A 16,037-nucleotide genomic window follows, 5' to 3' on the forward strand; every position below is an offset into this window, starting at 1 on the left:
CACTGCCGCGCGGCATGGGCAAGATCGTGAATATTGCCAGCCTGCTGTCCTTCCAGGGGGGCATCCGTGTGCCTTCCTATACCGCCAGCAAGCATGGCGTGGCGGGGCTGACCAAGCTGATGGCCAACGAATGGGCCGCCAAGGGGCTGAACGTCAACGCCATCGCGCCAGGCTATATCGAAACCAACAACACCGAGGCCCTTCGCGCCGATCCCGACCGGTCGCGGGCCATCCTGGACCGCATTCCCGCGGGCCGTTGGGGCAAGGCCCAGGATATCGGCCAGACCGCCGTCTTCCTGGCAGCGCCTGCATCCGATTACATTAACGGCGCGATCCTAAACGTCGATGGAGGCTGGCTTGCAAGGTGACAACTGTCGCCCCTGTCTGCCAGTGACATTGCACTCGTAGCGTAGGTGATGCGTCTTCCGGAACGCAGATGTCGTGTCGTCTGTGCCATCTATGGGTTCTTAAAAAGCTTAGCGACAGATCCGTCCGGAACGGGCCGTGGCGGTGTAGAAACAGTCCGGCAGGGTCTGTCGGTTTGGCTGGTTGCTCGCTTTCAGCTGCTTCCGATACCCTTTGCGCGCGTGACGGCACGGTGATCCCGTTCAGGCAAAGCGTGACGTCTGCGCTTGGGGCGCGACAGCCTCCCAATCAGGCGGCAATGGTCTGCATAACGCCTTGAATGCCGATCAATGTGACCACCCGCTTGATGTTGTAGGCGAGGACATTCAGCGCCATCTCGGTGCGGACATTCTTCAGCCTCCGGGTCAGGAAATAGGTGTACCCCACCCAAGCCTTGAGGGTGCCGAACGGGTGTTCGACTGTGCAGCGGCGCAGGGTCATTGGATCCTTCTCCCACCCAGCCTATCGCGCATCGCATCGACCAGATGCTCATGGTCCCACCGGATGATCCGGCGTTCCTTGCGGGTTGTGCAGCGGTGACGAACCGGACAACTCTGGCATTCATTGGTTCAGTAGCGGCCGACCCGCAGACCGTTCTCATCGCGCTTGTAGCGGTAGGTCAGATCTTCGCCTGCCGGGCAGACATAGACGCCACGGGCCGTATCATAGGCAAAATCGGCCTTCACATACATGCCCTTGCCGCGGTTGCCAGATGTCTGGGCGCGCGCGAGACGGTCGTGGTGATACCGGCCTCGTGGCAGGCCTGGATCTAAGACCCGCGGAAGTATCCGTTGTCGGCGATGGCATGCAGGTGGTTGTGTTGAATAGCCTCCTTGGCCGCGGCTGCCATCGGGCTCAGCTGGTCGCGATCAACGCCCTGATTGGTTACGTCATGTGCTAAGATCAGATGCGCCTCGGTATCGACCGCGGTCTGGACGTTGTAGCCGACCATGCCACTTTGCCGAGCGCTGGTCGCCATGGCGCGTGCATCGGGATCGGTCAGGGAGAGCCGCCTGTCGGGCGTATCGGCTAAGACTTGGTCTAGTGCTTTCAGCCGCGTAATCTCCTGCCGGATACGGCCATAACGGCGGGCGAGATCGGCGACCTTGTCAGCTTGGACTCTGCCCTCTTCTTGGCGGTCGATACGGGCCATGTCATCGACATACCGCGAGACATCGGCCTCCAGATGGGCTAGGCGGTTGGCGATCTTGTTCTTCGTGAAGTTCCAGTCGCGATTGTTCACCGCCTTGAATTTGGCTCGCCGTCGATGGCCACGCAACCGCCTTTCAGCACCCTGATCCGCCGACACAGCTGCACGAACTGCGCGCAGGTCCTGCATATCGCCGCCCCGTTATCGCGCCGAAAATCGGAGATGATCTTGTGGTCGGGCATAAGGCGGCCGGTCAGCCACATCAACTCGACATTGCGACCCGCCTCACGCTCCAGGCGACGGCTGGACGGGATGCAGTTCAGGTAGCCGTAGATAAAAAGCTTCAGCAGCATAGCCGGATGGTAGCCCGGGCGACCGGTTCAGGCAGGCATACAACTCTCAAAGCCGAGCGCCAAAAGATAGAGCTCTTCGACGAAGATGTCGATGATGCGGACCAGGTGATCCTCGCAAATCCAGTCATCGAGACGATCGGGAAAAGCGTGACCTGGTCTCAGTCGATGCCATCGATAAAACCCGCCATCTTGGTCTCCCGCTGACTTGCGGAAGCTTACCACGAGACAGCGATTCGACACAGCCTCGGCCGAAAACCTACATACTGGCGATCTCGATGGCGGTGGTGGCCGTGGGCGTCCTGATGCTGGGGCTGGCCAGTTCGTTCGGGCTGCTGCTGGCGGCGTCGGCGGTGCTGGGTATCGGATCGGCGCTGTTCCACCCCGAGGCCTCGCGCGTTTGTCGCATGGCGTCGGGCGGCCGTTACGGCTTTGCCCAGTCCAGCTTCCAGGTCGGCGGCAACACGGGCACCGCCCTTGGTCCGCTGGCGGCGGCGCTTATCGAGCCGCCCCTTCGGGCAGTTCAGCACCGTCTGGTTCGGCCTGCTGGCCGTCGTCGTGGTGATGATCCTGATCCGCATCGCCGCCTAGTTTACCGATCACCAGAAGGCGCTGAAGGCTGCCGGGACGCCGATGGCCGCAGGCCCCCGGCTGCCACGGTCGCGCCTGATCCTGGCCTTCGCTGTCATCGGCGCCCTGCTGCTGAGCAAATTCGTCTAAATCGAGACCTTCAAGAGCTATTACGCCTTCTTCCTGATCGAACGCTCCGGGCTCGGGATGCGGCAGGCGCAAACCATCCTGTTCATCTTCTTGGGCGCCGTGGCGCTTGGGACATTCGCCGCCGGTCCCATCGGCGACAGGATCGGGCGGCGCAGGGTGATTTGGGTGCCCATCGTCGGCGCCCTGCCGTTCGCCCTGCTGTTGCCGCATGCGAACCTTGCCGGGGCGGTCGTGCTCAGCATTGCGGTCGGGCTGGTCCTGTCTTCGGCCTTTTCTGCCATAGTGGTCTATGCACAAGAGCTGGTGCCGCAGAAAGTGGGCATGGTAGCGGGCTTCGTCTTTGGCTTTGCCTTCGGGGTCGGCGCCTTGGGCGCGGCCGCCTTGGGCGGGCTGGCCGACATGATCGGCATGCAGCAGGTGTTCAACTATCTGTCCCTGCTGCTGTTTCTAGGGTTCCTGACCGCGCTGCTGCCCGAGGTCGAATGACCCGCATCTCGCGATGCCCCGGACAGGCATCGCGGCAGGCTAGCGAAAGCGCAGCATCTGCGGGATCAGCTCGCGGATGTTCCTGACCCCCATCAGGCGCATGTCGCGGGTGATCTCGGCAGTCATCTGCGCCAGCATCCGTTCGACCCCCGGCTGCCCGGCCGCCGCCAGCGCATAGAGATAGGCGCGTCCTAGCCCGACGGCCTTGGCCCCAAGCGCCAGCGCCTTGAGGACATGGGTCCCGCGCTGGACGCCGCCATCGATCATGATGTCCATCCGGTCGCCGACGGCCTGCACGATCTCGTCCAGCTGATCGAAGGCGGTGCGCGACCCGTCCAGCTGGCGTCCCCCGTGGTTTGACAGCACGATCCCCGCGCATCCGATGTCAGCGGCACTGCGGGCGTCCTCGACGCTCATGATACCTTTCAGGCAGAAGGGGCCGCCCCATTCCGCGACCATGCGGGCGACATCGTCCCAGTTCATCGACGGGTCCAGCATCTCGGTAAAATAGCGCCCGATGGTCAGCGCGTCGCCCTTCATGTCGATATGCGCATCCAGCTGCGGCAGGGAAAACTTTTCCCGTAACAGATAGTTTAGGCCCCATGCGGGCTTCAGCCCGAACTGGGCGATGCCTGCCGGCGTCAGACGGAAGGGGATCGAAAAGCCGCTGCGCAGATCGCGTTCGCGATTGCCGCCGGTAATGCTGTCCACCGTCAGCATCATCACATTGATCCCGCTGTCCTTGGCCGCCTGCATCATCGCGGAATTCAGCCCCCGGTCGCGGTGGAAATAGAACTGATAGACCTGCGGCGTGGAATGCCGCGTCGAAAGCTCGGCCATGGACACGGTCCCAAGCGAAGAGACCCCGAACATGGTCCCGAAACGCTCGGCCGCGGCAGCGGTGGCGCGTTCGCCCCAGTGGTGAAACAGCCGCTGCAAGGCGGTCGGCGACAGATAGACCGGCAGGTCGATCTTCTGGCCCATGACCGTGGTCGAGAGATCGACCTCGGACACGCCGCGCAGGACGTTGGGCACAAGATCGCAGCGTGCAAAGCTTTCGCTATTGCGGCGCAGGGTCAGTTCGTCGTCGGCACCGCCGTCGATGTAATCGAAGATGGGCCGGGGCAGGCGGCGGCGTGCAAGACGGCGGAAATCGTGGAAGTTGTGGCAGTCATTCAATCGCATTCGCGTTCCTTTACATGCCGCGCCCAAATCGCCGCATAGGCGCGCAACAGCGCAGGGTCATCGCAAGCAACGGGCGTGGTTTCAGGCAGCGGCGCGTCAAGACCCGCCAGCAACGCGGCCCCGACGCTGGTCCCCGTGGCCGAGGCCGCGATGCGGACCCCGGGTCGCAGGGCGGCCAGCATGGCGGTGAAATCGGTGTTGCGGGCAAAGGGGCCCTCGACGATGACCGGCCCTTTTGCGCCGACCAGCGACAGGCAGGCGTCGGTGACCAGCGCCAGATACCACGACAGCGCCAGCATCCGCGCACCATCAGTCGTGGGTTGGCGGGTCCAGACATGGTGGCGGGTTTGGAACGGCCCGCTGTCATTCACGACCGAGGGCAGCAGGGCGACACCCGCCAGAACTTCAGTGCGGTCGTCGGGCGTAGGGATGGCGTCGCAGCCGTCGCGGATGATCTCGTATTCGCGCCCCCCCATGAAGCGGGCCGAGGGCACGGGCTGTCCAAGCGCATTCACGTTCACCAAGGTGTCGCGGGCGGGGTCCAGTACCGGTGCATCGCCCCCCACCGCCATGGCGATCACCCAGGTCCCGGTCGAGACGACGGAAAATGGTGCCTTCTGCGCCAGAACATGCGGATAGAGCGAGGCATTGCTGTCATGGATCCCGCAGGTAACCGGAACCTGCGGCGACATCCCCGTGCGCGCAGCGATATCGGCGCTGATGACCCCCAGCACCGCATCCGCGCGACGGGCAGGCGCGATCTTGCGGGCCAGATCCAGCCGTTCGACCAGCGTGGAAAACGCGGCCGCCTGCGGGTCCCACAGATCGGTATGACACCCAAGCGAGGTCACATCTGTCGCCAGCTGCCCCGTCAGGCGAAAGCCCCAGAACTGCGGATAGGTCACGATATGCGCCACCCGGTCCCGCAGCCCGGGGTTGCTTTCGAACTGCCAGAACAGCTGCGCACCAAGGTTCAACCCAAGCGGCAGGCGCGGGGAGCCGGTCTGGGTGAAGGGCGGGCGAATGGCGTCATAAGCTGCGGCCATGCCGTCCGGTCCGTCGTGTTCGTAATCCAGCATGGGCAAGGCCAGCCCGCCATCGCGATCCAGCAGGACCGCACTGGCGCCATGGGTCGTGACCGCAATGGCGTCGATCCCGTATTCGGCCTGAAAGGCGCTCAGGTGGTCAAGGAAGAAGGCCCAATGCCCCTCCAGGTCAAAGCTGGGCCAGGGCGGGCCGGGCAGGACGCGGTTGGGGCGCGTGACCACCGCGATTTCGTGCAGGGTCCGGCCATCGACCAGCGCCAGCTTGGCATTGGTCTTGCCGACGTCGATCACCGCGACATGGCGGGCATGGGGTTCGGTCATGGCATCATGAAGACAGCTTCAAGGTCGACCTGACGCGGGCGATTGTCTGGATGCGTCTGCATCAGGTCGGCCATGTGATCCCACCAGCGCCGCATCACCGGCGCGTCGGCCAAAGCGGCCATGCCGTTGTCGGACTTGCGCCACAGGACGCCGAACAGCGCGTTGCTTTCGGGGTCGTGGTGGATCGAGTAATCCTGAACCCCGGCATCGTGCAGCAGCGCGACCAGTTCCGGCCAGATGGCGTCATGGCGTCGGCGGTATTCCTCAAGGCAACCGGGGTTCAGGACCATGCGGAAGGCGTATTTCTCCATCACGACCTCCTCAGTCTGGACCACAGCCGCGGCAGGGCGATCACCCCAATCAGCAGCAGGCCGATGAATATCGACATGACGATGCCCGGCACGTTCAGCAATCCCAGCCCGAAGGTCACCAGCCCCATCACGAATGCCGCGATCACCACGCCGCCGATGGTGCCCGACCCGCCCAGGATGTTCACACCGCCAAGGACGACCATGGTGACGACCTCCAGCTCCATCCCGCTGGCGATGGACGACCGGGTCGATCCAAGACGCGAGGTCAGGCAGACCGCCGCCAGCCCTGACATCAGGCCGGTCAGCAGGAACAGGATCATCTTGACCCGCGCCACCCGGATGCCGGAAAACAGCGCCGCCGTGGGGTTGTTGCCGATCGCAAAGACCGCGCGGCCGAAATTCGTCCGGTGCAGGATGACGGCATAGACCACCGCCAGCAGCGCGAAGATCACGAACTCTACCGTGATCACCCAGAAGGCATAGCCCTGACCGAAGACCGCGAAGCTGTCGGGATAGCCGCGGAAAGCGCCATCGCCCAGGATGATGAAGCTGATGCCGCGAAACAGGCTCATGGTGCCGATGGTCACGACAATGGATGGCAGCCCGAGGCGCGTCACCATCAACCCGTTGAAGCCGCCACACAGCAGGCCGGTCGCCAGCCCCGTCAGGACGATGACCGGCGTTCCGAAACCCGCCTGCATCACAAGACCCATTGCCGTGGAGGCCAGCGCGATGATGGCGGCGACCGACAGGTCGATCTCGCCCGCGATGATCAGCAGGGCCATGGCAAAGGCGATCATCGCCTTTTCGGTAAAGTTGAAGGTGGCGTCCGACAGGTTCCAGGGATCAAGGAAGTAGGGCGAAGCGAAGCTGTTCAGGATGAAGATGCCAAGGGCCACCAGCAGCAGCAAGCTTTCCCAGCTTTTCAGCACGCGGCTGATGGGCGTGGACAGCTGGTCGGGGATCTTGCGGCCGGTATTTGTGGTGATGCTGCTCATGTCGCCTGTCCCGCTGATTTCAGGATGATCCGACCGCGCGAACGGCCCGACCGTGAATTGAAGGTCACGGCGACAAGGATCGCGGCGCCCGAGATTGCCAGCTGCCAGAAGGGTGAGATGTCGACCACCGGCAGCGCGTTCTTGATCACCCCAAGGAACAGCGCCCCCAGAATGGTGCCAAAGACCGTGCCGACGCCGCCCGCGATGGATACGCCGCCGATGACGCACGCGGCCACGACGTCCAGTTCGAACCCGCCGGCGATATCGACATAGGCGACCGCATAGCGCGAGATCCACAGATAGCCCGCCAGCCCCGCCAGCGTCCCCGAGATGACGAAGGCTCGGAACTGCGCGCGCCCCACGTCGATCCCGGTATAAACGGCGGCATGGGGGTTGTTGCCGGTGGCATAGAAGCTGCGGCCCATCGGCGTGCGCGACATGATCAGCGCCATGCCCGCCGTCACAAGGATCGCCAGCCATCCCAGCACCGGCAGCCCAAGGATCAGGGTGCGCGGAAAGCCGGTGAAACCCGCCGACATCTCGTGGCTGTTCACCCATGCGCCATCCGACAGCAGGAAGATGATGCCGCGATAGATGGTCATTGTCCCAAGGGTCACGACGATGGGCGGGATGGCCAGCTTCCAGACCAAAAGACCGTTCACCGCGCCCATTACCGCCCCGCAGGCCAGTGCCACCATCAGGATGACCGCGACGGGCAGGCCCGGAAAGGCGACGTTCAGCATGGCGCAGATCATGCCGGTCAGGGCCAGATTGGCTGCCACCGACAGATCGATGCAGCGGGTCAGGATGACGACCATCTGGCCAAGCGCCAGGATCATCAGCGGCGAGGTGTCGTTGAAGACGGTCATAAGGTTGGCCGGGGCGACAAAGCCGGGGAAGCGCGTTGCGATCAGCGCCAGCAGCAACAGAATGGCGCCCGTCAGGATCGCTTCGCGTGATTTCAGCATGGTCATGCGGCTTGCCCCCTAGCGCTGTCGGTGATGCCCGCCGCGTGGCGGACGAGGGTTTCGGGGGTCAGATCGTCGCCCTGCAGCTGGGCAGCGATCCGGCCTTCGCGCATGACGATGACCCGGTCGGACATGCCCATGATTTCGGGAATTTCCGATGACACCATGATCACCGACAGCCCCTCGGACGCCAGTTCGGACATGAAGTCGTGAACGGCGGCCTTGGAACCGATGTCGATGCCTTTGGTGGGTTCGTCCAAGATAATGACCTTGGGACGCGTCGCCAGCCATTTGGCGATGACGACCTTTTGCTGGTTGCCGCCCGACAACGCGCCGACGCGCGTATCAAGCGAGGCCGCGCGCAGGTCCAGCCGTTCGGTATATTGCCGTGCCAGCGCGAATTCCTGCGCCATTCGGGTAAAGCCCGACCGCGATGTCTGTCCCAAAGACGGCAGCGTCACGTTCTGAAAGATGGGCATGTCCAGGATGGCCCCCTGTTTGCCGCGGTCTTCGGGCACATAAACGATGCCGGCGGCGATCGCGTCGGCGGGTGAGCGGATCACCTTGATGGCACCTTCGATCCGCGCCACGCCTTTGGCGGGCTTTGTGATGCCGATCAGGCTTTGCATGAATTCCGACCGGCCCGCGCCGACCAGACCGTAAAAGCCCAGGATCTCGCCCTTGCGCAACGTAAAGCCGATGTCGTCGAATTCGGTCGGATGGCAGTATCCCACGACCTTCAGAACCTCGTCGCCGATCACCGAGGCGCGCTTGGGATAGATCTGATCGACCGAACGGCCCACCATCAGCCGAACAAGTGTGCTTTCATCCATGTCCGACATCAGGCCCTGCCCGACGAACTGCCCATCACGGAAGACGCACCAGCGGTCGGCGATGCGGAAAATCTCATCGAACTTGTGGCTGATGAACAGGATCGCCTTACCCTGCGCCTTGAGCGTGTCGACCAGAACGTAAAGCTCTTCGATCTCCTTCTGGCTCAGCGCGGCGGTGGGTTCATCCATGATCACCACGCGTGCATCAACTGACAAGGCACGCGCGATAGCCACCAGATGCCGCGATGCGATGCCTAGGTCCTTTAGTCGGGCGCCAGCATCGATCTCGGCGCCGATGCCGTCCAGCAGGCCTTTGGCCTTTCGGCGCATCGCCTTGTTGTCGATCAGGCCAAAACGCCCGCGTGGGGCATGGCCCAGAAAGATGTTCTCCGCTACGGTCAGCTCGTCGAACAGCACAGTTTCCTGATGGATGGCGGTGACGCCCTGATCGGCCGCCGCCTGCGCCGAGGGAAAGGTGACCTCGGCCCCGTCCATCAGGATGCGCCCGCCGTCGGGCTGATAGATGCCGGTCAGGGTCTTGACGACCGTTGATTTTCCAGCCCCGTTTTCACCGACAAGGGCGGTGACCTGGCCCGCATGCAGTTCAAGATGCACGCCGTCCAGCGCCTTGACGCCGGGAAAAGTCTTGGTGATGGCATCAAGCGCCAGCACGGGCCGCCCGGTCGCTGCCACAGAGCGTTCGTTCATCTGAACCTCGCCTACCGTCAGGAAACAAATTTGGGAAAGGGCGGCGCGGGGATGCGCCGCCGCGACGCAAGAATCAGAAGATGTCCTTGAATTCGTCGATGTTGCTTTCGTCATAGACGAAGGGGTCCGCCATCGGGGCCGAGTTGGTCTCGTCCAGCGTCACCGATCCCATACGCCCGATCGGTATTTCGGCGCCGGGTTCGGCTTGGGCATCGCCCTTGGCCAGGTGATAGGCCATCATCGTGGCAGAATACCCCAGATCGATCGGGTTCCAGATCGCGAAGCTTTTCGACGCGCCGCTTTCGATGGCTCCGGCCATTTCCGAGGGCAGGCCCAGACCGGTCACGTTCACCTGACCGACCTTGCCCGCATCCACCACCGCCTGCGCGGCCGCCACGATCCCGACCGAGGTCGGCGCGATGATCGCGTCCAGATCGGGGTGAGATTGCATCAGGCCCTGCGCCTCGCGATAGGATTTATCGGCCAGATCGTCGCCATAGACGGTGCCGACGACCTCGATCCCCGGATAGTCGCCCATCACCTTCATCATCTCCTCGATCCAGATGTTCTGGTTGGTCGAGGTGGTGGTGGCCGACAGCAGACCGACCTGGCCGCCCTCGGGCAGCTCGTCCGCCGCCAGCTTGATGATCATATTGCCGATCAGCGGGTTCGACGAAGGGTTCAGATGCGCCATCCGCCCGTCTTCGGCCACGCCGCTGTCCCAGCTGATCACGGTGATGCCACGCTGCATCGCCTTCTTCAGCGTCGGCACCAGCGCATCGGTGTCATTGGCGGAAATCGCGATGGCATCGACGCGTTGGGCGATCAGCGAATTGATCACCTCGATCTGGCCTTCCGCAGTGGTGTTGGTCGGGCCGGTATAAATGATCTCGACGTCGCCCAGTTCTCTGGCGGCTTCCTCGGCGCCGTTCGCGGCTGCCTCAAAGAAGCCGATGCCAAGCGCCTTGGCCACCACTGCGATCCGCATGTCTTCTGCGGCGGCGCCTTGCGCCATCAGTCCGGTTGCCATGGCAGCCGTCATCGTCAGTTGCAAGATACGGTTCATTGTGTCCTCCCTTTGAACCTCACAGTTCGAAAGCCGGTCAGCCGGCTGTCGTGCTCTCCCTTGTCGGGGCGGATGTCGCCACGATCAGCTTTACGTCCGAGCTCTCCACCATCGCGGCGGCGCGGTCGCTGATCCCCTCGTCGGTGATCAGCACGTCGATCCGGTCCAGCCCGCACAGCACCAGCGAGGACCGATTATCGAATTTGGTCGAATCGACCAGCAGCACCAGCTCATCCGCCTGACCGATCAGCTTCTGTTCCGCCTGGATCAGCAACGGATCGGCCTCCATCAGCCCAAGCGGCCCGACGCCCTGCGCGCCCATGAACATGCGCCGTGCATAAAAATTGCGGGTCACGTCATTGTCGAAGGGCGACAGGATGATGTTCTGTTCGCGATAGATCGTGCCACCCGACAGGGTGATCGTATTGCGCGAATGCTTCAGCAAATGTTCCGCAATGGGAAAGGAATTGGTGAAGACCTGCAGGCGGCGCGATGCCAGCGGATGCACCATCTGGAAGGTCGTCGTCCCGCCGTTGATGATGATCGGGTCGCCGTCCTGGCACAGTTCGACCGCCGCACGGGCGATTGCGCGTTTCTGCTCGATCATGATCGTTTCGTTGATCGAGAAGGGCTTGCCTGCCAGCGCCGGAACATCGTTGGGGTTCAGCGCCTCGGCGCCCCCCCGGACGCGGCGCAGCTGTTTCATCGTGTCAAGCGCACTGATATCGCGTCGGATCGTCGCCTCGGATGCGCCTGTCAGGGCACAGAGTTCCGCCACCATGACGACCGGCCGGTCTTCGATGGCTGACAGAATGATCCTCTGGCGTTCTTTCTCGTGCATTGCGCTCCTCCTTTGGGAACATTGCGAACATATCCGCTCATTGTCAATCATTTTAAATCAATAAATGATCATTATATGGAAATATGATTGTTGATGACCGAAACTGATTGACATGTGGTGGCATCGGCTTCAGTTTCGCGAAGAACTGTTCTTACAGAGCGCCCACCCGGAGGAGAATACCGATGACAACCGTAGATCAGAAGTTGCACAGCCAGTTGCAATCGCTGTGGGACGACAAACGTGCCGCCGGCATGAGCGAACCTGAGAAGCTGCTGTATCGGTCGAACCTTCTGGGGTCTGACAAGCGCATCACGAATTACGGGGGCGGCAATACCTCGGCCAAGGTCATGCAGGCGGATCCGCTGACGGGCGATCAGACCGAGGTGCTTTGGGTCAAGGGGTCGGGCGGGGATGTCGGCTCGATCGCGATGGACGGGTTTTCCACGCTGTACATGGACAAGCTGCGCGCGCTGAAGGGCAAGTACCGCGGCGTCGAACATGAGGATGAGATGGTCGCCCTGCTGCCGCATTGCACCTTCAACCTGAACCCCCGCGCGGCATCCATCGACACGCCGCTGCACGCCTATGTGCCCAAGGCGCATGTGGACCACATGCACCCCGACGCGATCATCGCCATCGCAGCCTCGAAGAATTCGCAGGAACTGACCCGCCGCGTCTTTGGCGATCAGGTCGGCTGGTTGCCTTGGAAGAAGCCGGGCTATGAACTGGGGCTGTGGCTTGAGAAATTCTGCCTCGACAATCCCGAAGCCAAGGGCGTCATCCTTGAATCGCACGGGCTGTTCACCTGGGCCGATGACGCCAAGGAATGCTATGAGCTGACCCTAGCCATCATCAACCGCGCCATCGATTTCTTCGAGGGCGAAACAAGGGGCAAACCGGCCTTCGGCGGGGCGGTCCACGATGCGCTGACCGCCGATGCCCGTCGCGCCGTGGCGGCCCGGCTGATGCCCGCCATCCGCGGCTTCGTGTCGGGCAACCAGCATATGGTCGGCCATTTCGACGACAGCGATGCGGTGCTGGAATTCGTCAACGCCCGCGATATGCCGGATCTGGCCGCCTTGGGGACGTCATGTCCGGACCACTTCCTGCGCACCAAGATCCGTCCGCTGGTCGTGGACTTCGATCCCGCCCGCGAAAATCTGGATCAGGTGTTGGCGGGGCTGTCCGATCAGATCGCGACCTATCGCGACGACTACGCGGCCTATTACGACCGCCGCAAGCATGACGACAGCCCGCCTATGCGCGATCCGAATGCGGTGGTCTACCTGGTGCCGGGCGTGGGCATGATCACCTTCGCCAAGGACAAATCCACGGCGCGCATCTCGGCCGAGTTCTACGTCAATGCGATCAACGTCATGCGCGGTGCCTCCGGCGCGTCGGAATATTGCGGCCTGCCCGAGCAGGAGGCCTTCGACATCGAATACTGGCTGCTCGAGGAAGCCAAGCTGCAGCGGATGCCCAAGCCAAAATCGATGGCGGGGCGCGTAGCGCTGGTCACGGGCGGGGCGGGCGGCATCGGCATGGCCACCGCCGAACGCTATCTGTCCGAAGGTGCTTGCGTGATGCTGGCCGATATCAACGAAGACGCCTTGGAAAGCGCGGCGACGGCATTGTCGGGTCGCCATGGCGCGGACGTTGTGCGGACCGTCCAGATGAACGTTACCAGCGAAGCGGCCGTTGCCGCCGCCTATGACGATCTAGCGGTGGAATATGGCGGCATGGACATTCTTGTGTCCAACGCTGGCATCGCCTCATCGGCCCCGATCGAGAAGACCACGCTGGAGCTGTGGAACCGCAACATGGCGATTCTGTCGACCGGGTATTTTCTTGTCTCGCGCGCGGCCTTCGGCGTCTTCCGGACGCAGGGCATCGGCGGCGCGGTCGTCTTCGTCGCCTCGAAGAACGGTCTGGCCGCCAGCCCGAATGCTGCCGCCTATTGCACCGCCAAGGCATCCGAGATCCATCTGGCCCGCTGCCTGGCGCTGGAAGGTGCCGAGGCGGGCATCCGCGTCAACGTCGTCAACCCCGATGCAGTCCTGCGCGGCAGCCGCATCTGGGAGGGTGAATGGCTGGATCAGCGCGCCTCGACCTATGGCACCGACAAGGACGGCCTCGAGGAGATGTACCGCCAGCGCAGCATGCTGAAACGCTCGGTCCTGCCCGAGGACATAGCCGAGGCCGCCTATTTCTTGGCATCCGACCGTTCGGCCAAATCGACCGGCAATATTATCAACGTGGACGCGGGCAACAAGGAAGCCTTCACGCGCTAGGCCGAAAAGCCGCAGCGGATGGGGGCAGGGAGGCCACGCCCATCCGCGCCGTCGCATGATACGAAATAGGGCCGGCGCACCCGCAATCGCGCCGATGGGAGGATCACATGATTTCCAAGGACATCATCGCCGCTGAAAACGCGGCCCGCAGTGCCGATCTGCGCGCAGATTACGACGCCTTGGGCGCAAGGCTGGCGCGCCGCGGCGTCGATATCGAGGCCTTGACCGAAAAAGCCGGTCGCTTTGGCGTGGCCGTTCCCAGCTGGGGCACCGGCACCGGCGGCACACGCTTTGCCCGTTTTCCCGGTGAAGGTGAGCCTGCCAACATCTTCGACAAGCTGGATGACTGCGGCGTTATCCACCAGTTGACGCAGGCCACCCCCACCGTTTCGTTGCACATCCCTTGGGACAAGGCCGAGCCTTCGGACCTGCTGGCCAAGGGGCAAGAGGTCGGGCTGGGGTTCGACGCGATGAATTCCAACACCTTCAGCGACACGGGCGATGCGCAAAGTTACAAGTTCGGATCGCTGTCCCATGTTTCGGCGGAAACGCGGGCGCAGGCGGTGGAGCACAACCTTGAATGCATCGAGATCGGGCGCAAGCTGGGGTCCAAGGCGCTGACCGTCTGGATCGGCGATGGGTCCAACTTCCCCGGCCAGACCCATATGGGGCGGCAGTTCGACCGCTATCTGGCGTCGATGAAGCAGATCTATGCCGGCCTGCCCGAGGATTGGCGGCTGTTTTCGGAGCACAAGATCTATGAACCGGCGTTCTATTCGACGGTGGTTCAGGACTGGGGCACATCGCTGCTGACCGCGCAGGAATTGGGCGACAAGGCGATGTGTCTGGTCGATCTGGGACACCACGCCCCCAATGTGAACATCGAGATGATCGTGTCGCGACTGCTTCATGCCGGCAAGCTGGGCGGCTTCCACTTCAACGACTCGAAATACGGCGACGACGATCTGGATGCCGGCACGATCGAGCCCTATCGCCTGTTCCTGGTCTGGAACGAATTGGTCGATGCCGAAGCCAAGGGGCTGGACCTGTCGCATATGATCGATCAGAGCCACAATGTGACCGACCCCATCGAAAGCTTGATGATTTCCGCCATCGAGATCCAGCGAGCCTTTGTGCAGGCATCGCTGGTCGACCGTACCGCGCTGTCGGGGTTCCAGGACGACAACGACGCATTGATGGCCTCGGCCACGCTGCGGGGTGCCTTCCGCACCGATGTCGAGCCGATCCTTGCCATGGCGCGGAAACGGGCGGGCGGAGCAATCGACCCGGTCGCGACCTATCGCGCCGCCGGTTATCGGGCCACGGTGGCTGCAAAGAGGCCAAAGGTGCGGAGCGGGGGCGGGGGCATCGTCTGAAGAAGTATGGGAGAGACATTTGTCCGAGGTGGCGTTTCCCGCGGTTGCAATGTTTTCGGGGCCTTAAGGTAATAAGGGGAACAGGATTGACAGCAGGGTCGTAATGATGATGGGGATCTGTCGCAAATTTTTCGCAAAATCCAAGCCGGAAAGATAGAATGGTGTGAAGTCGGCCATTTGGGCGAGGATTGAGCAATGAGCGTGTCATTCAAAGGTGCCCACTTTCCGAAGGACGTGATCCTGTACGCGGTCTTCTTCTACCTTCGCTACGGGGTGTCCTACCGAGACCTTGAGGAGATTATGGCCGAGCGGGGTGTCACGGTTGACCATGCCACGCTCAACCGATGGGTGGAGCGGTACGCGGGTCAGGTCGCGGAAAATGCTCGCCGGCGCAAGCAACCTACTGACACATCCTGGCGCATGGACGAGACCGACATCAAGGTGAAAGGCCAGTTGGTCTATCTTTACCGCGCCGTCAATGAGTTCGGAAAGACGCTGGACTTCATGCTCTCGGAGCGCCGCAACAAGCCTGCGGCGATCAAGTTCTTCGCCCGCGCGATGGAGGTGAACGGCCTGCCGCGCGATATCGTCATCGACAAGAGTGCAGCCAACACCGAAGCCATCAAGAACATCAACCGGATGTTAAAGCGGTTCGGATGCCCGGACCCGATCGAGATGGTGCGGATCAAGTATCTCAATAATCTTGTCGAGCAGAACCACCGCTTCATCAAGCGCGGGGTAAGACCAATGCTCGGCTTCAAGAGCTTCAAGTCAACTATCGCCTGCATCGAACTGGTCAACATGATCCGCGCGGGGCAGTTCAGACCAGAGCTTCGCCCATTTCAGACGTTCTGTCAGATTGCCGCCTAAAGTCGAGGCAGCTATCGGCGCCCTGCGTCTCGACGCACAATTTGCTGTTTGATCCCACGGTTTGATGGTGTGATCCTTTCGAAGGAATGGAAGGATGCCCTATGGGACAAGT

General features: G+C 62.4%; 14 protein-coding genes and 2 pseudogenes. 6 read left to right on the forward strand and 10 right to left on the reverse strand.

Annotated elements, in window-relative coordinates; genetic code table 11:
- Positions 1-368: SDR family oxidoreductase (locus DKT70_RS16780; RefSeq protein ID WP_146612631.1), on the forward strand; the 368-nt coding region annotated here is incomplete at its 5' end.
- Between the two features lie 286 nt (positions 369-654).
- Here the strand turns inward: DKT70_RS16780 and DKT70_RS16785 are convergent.
- Positions 655-2,096: pseudogene (locus DKT70_RS16785) on the reverse strand (IS1182 family transposase).
- Positions 2,097-2,210: 114 nt separating this feature from the next.
- On the opposite strand from DKT70_RS16785, the pseudogene DKT70_RS18855 reads away from it, so the two are divergent.
- A pseudogene (locus DKT70_RS18855) lies at positions 2,211-2,348 on the forward strand (MFS transporter); the annotation flags it as partial.
- Between the two features lie 55 nt (positions 2,349-2,403).
- Here DKT70_RS18855 and DKT70_RS18490 read toward each other — a convergent pair.
- A complete protein-coding gene (locus tag DKT70_RS18490; RefSeq protein WP_233490639.1) occupies positions 2,404-2,697 on the reverse strand; it encodes a hypothetical protein in 294 nt (97 codons plus the stop codon).
- Here DKT70_RS18490 and DKT70_RS18495 point away from each other — a divergent pair.
- Positions 2,683-3,111, forward strand: coding sequence for an MFS transporter (locus tag DKT70_RS18495; RefSeq protein WP_233490640.1), 429 nt, complete (start codon positions 2,683-2,685; stop codon positions 3,109-3,111). The two genes, DKT70_RS18490 and DKT70_RS18495, sit on opposite strands and share 15 nt — an antisense overlap.
- Before the next feature lie 39 nt (positions 3,112-3,150).
- On the opposite strand, the gene DKT70_RS16795 is transcribed toward DKT70_RS18495, so the two are convergent.
- The 8 genes from DKT70_RS16795 to DKT70_RS16830 all read right to left on the reverse strand — a co-directional run bounded on the left by DKT70_RS16795 (position 3,151) and on the right by DKT70_RS16830 (position 11,388).
- The gene (locus tag DKT70_RS16795; protein ID WP_111560219.1) at positions 3,151-4,296 is read right to left on the reverse strand and encodes an alpha-hydroxy acid oxidase; all 1,146 of its coding nucleotides are present in this window, start codon (positions 4,294-4,296) and stop codon (positions 3,151-3,153) included.
- Positions 4,287-5,663, reverse strand: a complete 1,377-nt coding sequence (locus DKT70_RS16800; protein ID WP_111560220.1) for an FGGY-family carbohydrate kinase — start codon at positions 5,661-5,663, stop codon at positions 4,287-4,289. Before DKT70_RS16800 ends, DKT70_RS16795 begins: the two co-directional genes overlap by 10 nt.
- A complete protein-coding gene (locus tag DKT70_RS16805; protein WP_111560221.1) occupies positions 5,660-5,974 on the reverse strand; it encodes an L-rhamnose mutarotase in 315 nt (104 codons plus the stop codon). Before DKT70_RS16805 ends, DKT70_RS16800 begins: the two co-directional genes overlap by 4 nt.
- Entirely contained in the window at positions 5,974-6,972 is a 999-nt protein-coding gene (locus tag DKT70_RS16810; RefSeq protein WP_111560222.1) for an ABC transporter permease, read from the reverse strand. The genes DKT70_RS16805 and DKT70_RS16810 overlap by 1 nt, the downstream gene beginning before the upstream one ends.
- Positions 6,969-7,946 carry an ABC transporter permease gene (locus DKT70_RS16815; protein ID WP_111560223.1) on the reverse strand — a complete coding sequence of 326 codons (978 nt, stop codon included), beginning with the start codon at positions 7,944-7,946 and terminating at the stop codon, positions 6,969-6,971. Before DKT70_RS16815 ends, DKT70_RS16810 begins: the two co-directional genes overlap by 4 nt.
- On the reverse strand, positions 7,943-9,481 hold the full coding sequence (locus tag DKT70_RS16820) for a sugar ABC transporter ATP-binding protein (protein WP_111560224.1): 1,539 nt from the start codon (positions 9,479-9,481) through the stop codon (positions 7,943-7,945). The genes DKT70_RS16815 and DKT70_RS16820 overlap by 4 nt, the downstream gene beginning before the upstream one ends.
- A gap of 73 nt (positions 9,482-9,554) precedes the next feature.
- Positions 9,555-10,523, reverse strand: coding sequence for a rhamnose ABC transporter substrate-binding protein (rhaS, locus tag DKT70_RS16825; protein ID WP_407672232.1), 969 nt, complete (start codon positions 10,521-10,523; stop codon positions 9,555-9,557).
- A gap of 61 nt (positions 10,524-10,584) precedes the next feature.
- Positions 10,585-11,388: a DeoR/GlpR family DNA-binding transcription regulator gene (locus DKT70_RS16830; RefSeq protein WP_111560226.1), complete on the reverse strand. Its 804-nt coding sequence runs from the start codon at positions 11,386-11,388 to the stop codon at positions 10,585-10,587.
- 182 nt (positions 11,389-11,570) lie between these two features.
- Between DKT70_RS16830 and DKT70_RS16835 the strand changes: the two genes are divergently transcribed.
- The 3 genes from DKT70_RS16835 (at position 11,571) to DKT70_RS16845 (ending at position 15,925) form a co-directional block, all read left to right on the forward strand.
- Entirely contained in the window at positions 11,571-13,679 is a 2,109-nt protein-coding gene (locus DKT70_RS16835; RefSeq protein ID WP_111560227.1) for a bifunctional rhamnulose-1-phosphate aldolase/short-chain dehydrogenase, read from the forward strand.
- Positions 13,680-13,786: 107 nt separating this feature from the next.
- The gene (rhaI, locus tag DKT70_RS16840) at positions 13,787-15,055 is read left to right on the forward strand and encodes an L-rhamnose catabolism isomerase (RefSeq protein ID WP_111560228.1); all 1,269 of its coding nucleotides are present in this window, start codon (positions 13,787-13,789) and stop codon (positions 15,053-15,055) included.
- A gap of 195 nt (positions 15,056-15,250) precedes the next feature.
- Entirely contained in the window at positions 15,251-15,925 is a 675-nt protein-coding gene (locus tag DKT70_RS16845) for an IS6 family transposase (protein ID WP_111560229.1), read from the forward strand.
- Positions 15,926-16,037: the final 112 nt, after the last annotated feature.

The organism is Paracoccus sediminilitoris, assembly GCF_003259195.1.
GTDB classification, from domain to species: Bacteria; Pseudomonadota; Alphaproteobacteria; order Rhodobacterales; family Rhodobacteraceae; genus Paracoccus; species Paracoccus sediminilitoris.

What these genes read in the sequence shown, in the direction of transcription:
- DKT70_RS18495 (WP_233490640.1), top strand. Translation starts at nt 2,683, where the DNA reads ATGCGGCAGGCGCAAACCATCCTGTTCATCTTCTTGGGCGCCGTGGCG.
- DKT70_RS16795 (WP_111560219.1), bottom strand. Translation starts at nt 4,296, where the DNA reads ATGCGATTGAATGACTGCCACAACTTCCACGATTTCCGCCGTCTTGCA.
- DKT70_RS16800 (WP_111560220.1), bottom strand. Translation starts at nt 5,663, where the DNA reads ATGACCGAACCCCATGCCCGCCATGTCGCGGTGATCGACGTCGGCAAG.
- DKT70_RS16805 (WP_111560221.1), bottom strand. Translation starts at nt 5,974, where the DNA reads ATGGAGAAATACGCCTTCCGCATGGTCCTGAACCCCGGTTGCCTTGAG.
- DKT70_RS16810 (WP_111560222.1), bottom strand. Translation starts at nt 6,972, where the DNA reads ATGAGCAGCATCACCACAAATACCGGCCGCAAGATCCCCGACCAGCTG.
- DKT70_RS16815 (WP_111560223.1), bottom strand. Translation starts at nt 7,946, where the DNA reads ATGACCATGCTGAAATCACGCGAAGCGATCCTGACGGGCGCCATTCTG.
- DKT70_RS16820 (WP_111560224.1), bottom strand. Translation starts at nt 9,481, where the DNA reads ATGAACGAACGCTCTGTGGCAGCGACCGGGCGGCCCGTGCTGGCGCTT.
- rhaS (WP_407672232.1), bottom strand. Translation starts at nt 10,523, where the DNA reads ATGACGGCTGCCATGGCAACCGGACTGATGGCGCAAGGCGCCGCCGCA.
- DKT70_RS16830 (WP_111560226.1), bottom strand. Translation starts at nt 11,388, where the DNA reads ATGCACGAGAAAGAACGCCAGAGGATCATTCTGTCAGCCATCGAAGAC.
- DKT70_RS16835 (WP_111560227.1), top strand. Translation starts at nt 11,571, where the DNA reads ATGACAACCGTAGATCAGAAGTTGCACAGCCAGTTGCAATCGCTGTGG.
- rhaI (WP_111560228.1), top strand. Translation starts at nt 13,787, where the DNA reads ATGATTTCCAAGGACATCATCGCCGCTGAAAACGCGGCCCGCAGTGCC.
- DKT70_RS16845 (WP_111560229.1), top strand. Translation starts at nt 15,251, where the DNA reads ATGAGCGTGTCATTCAAAGGTGCCCACTTTCCGAAGGACGTGATCCTG.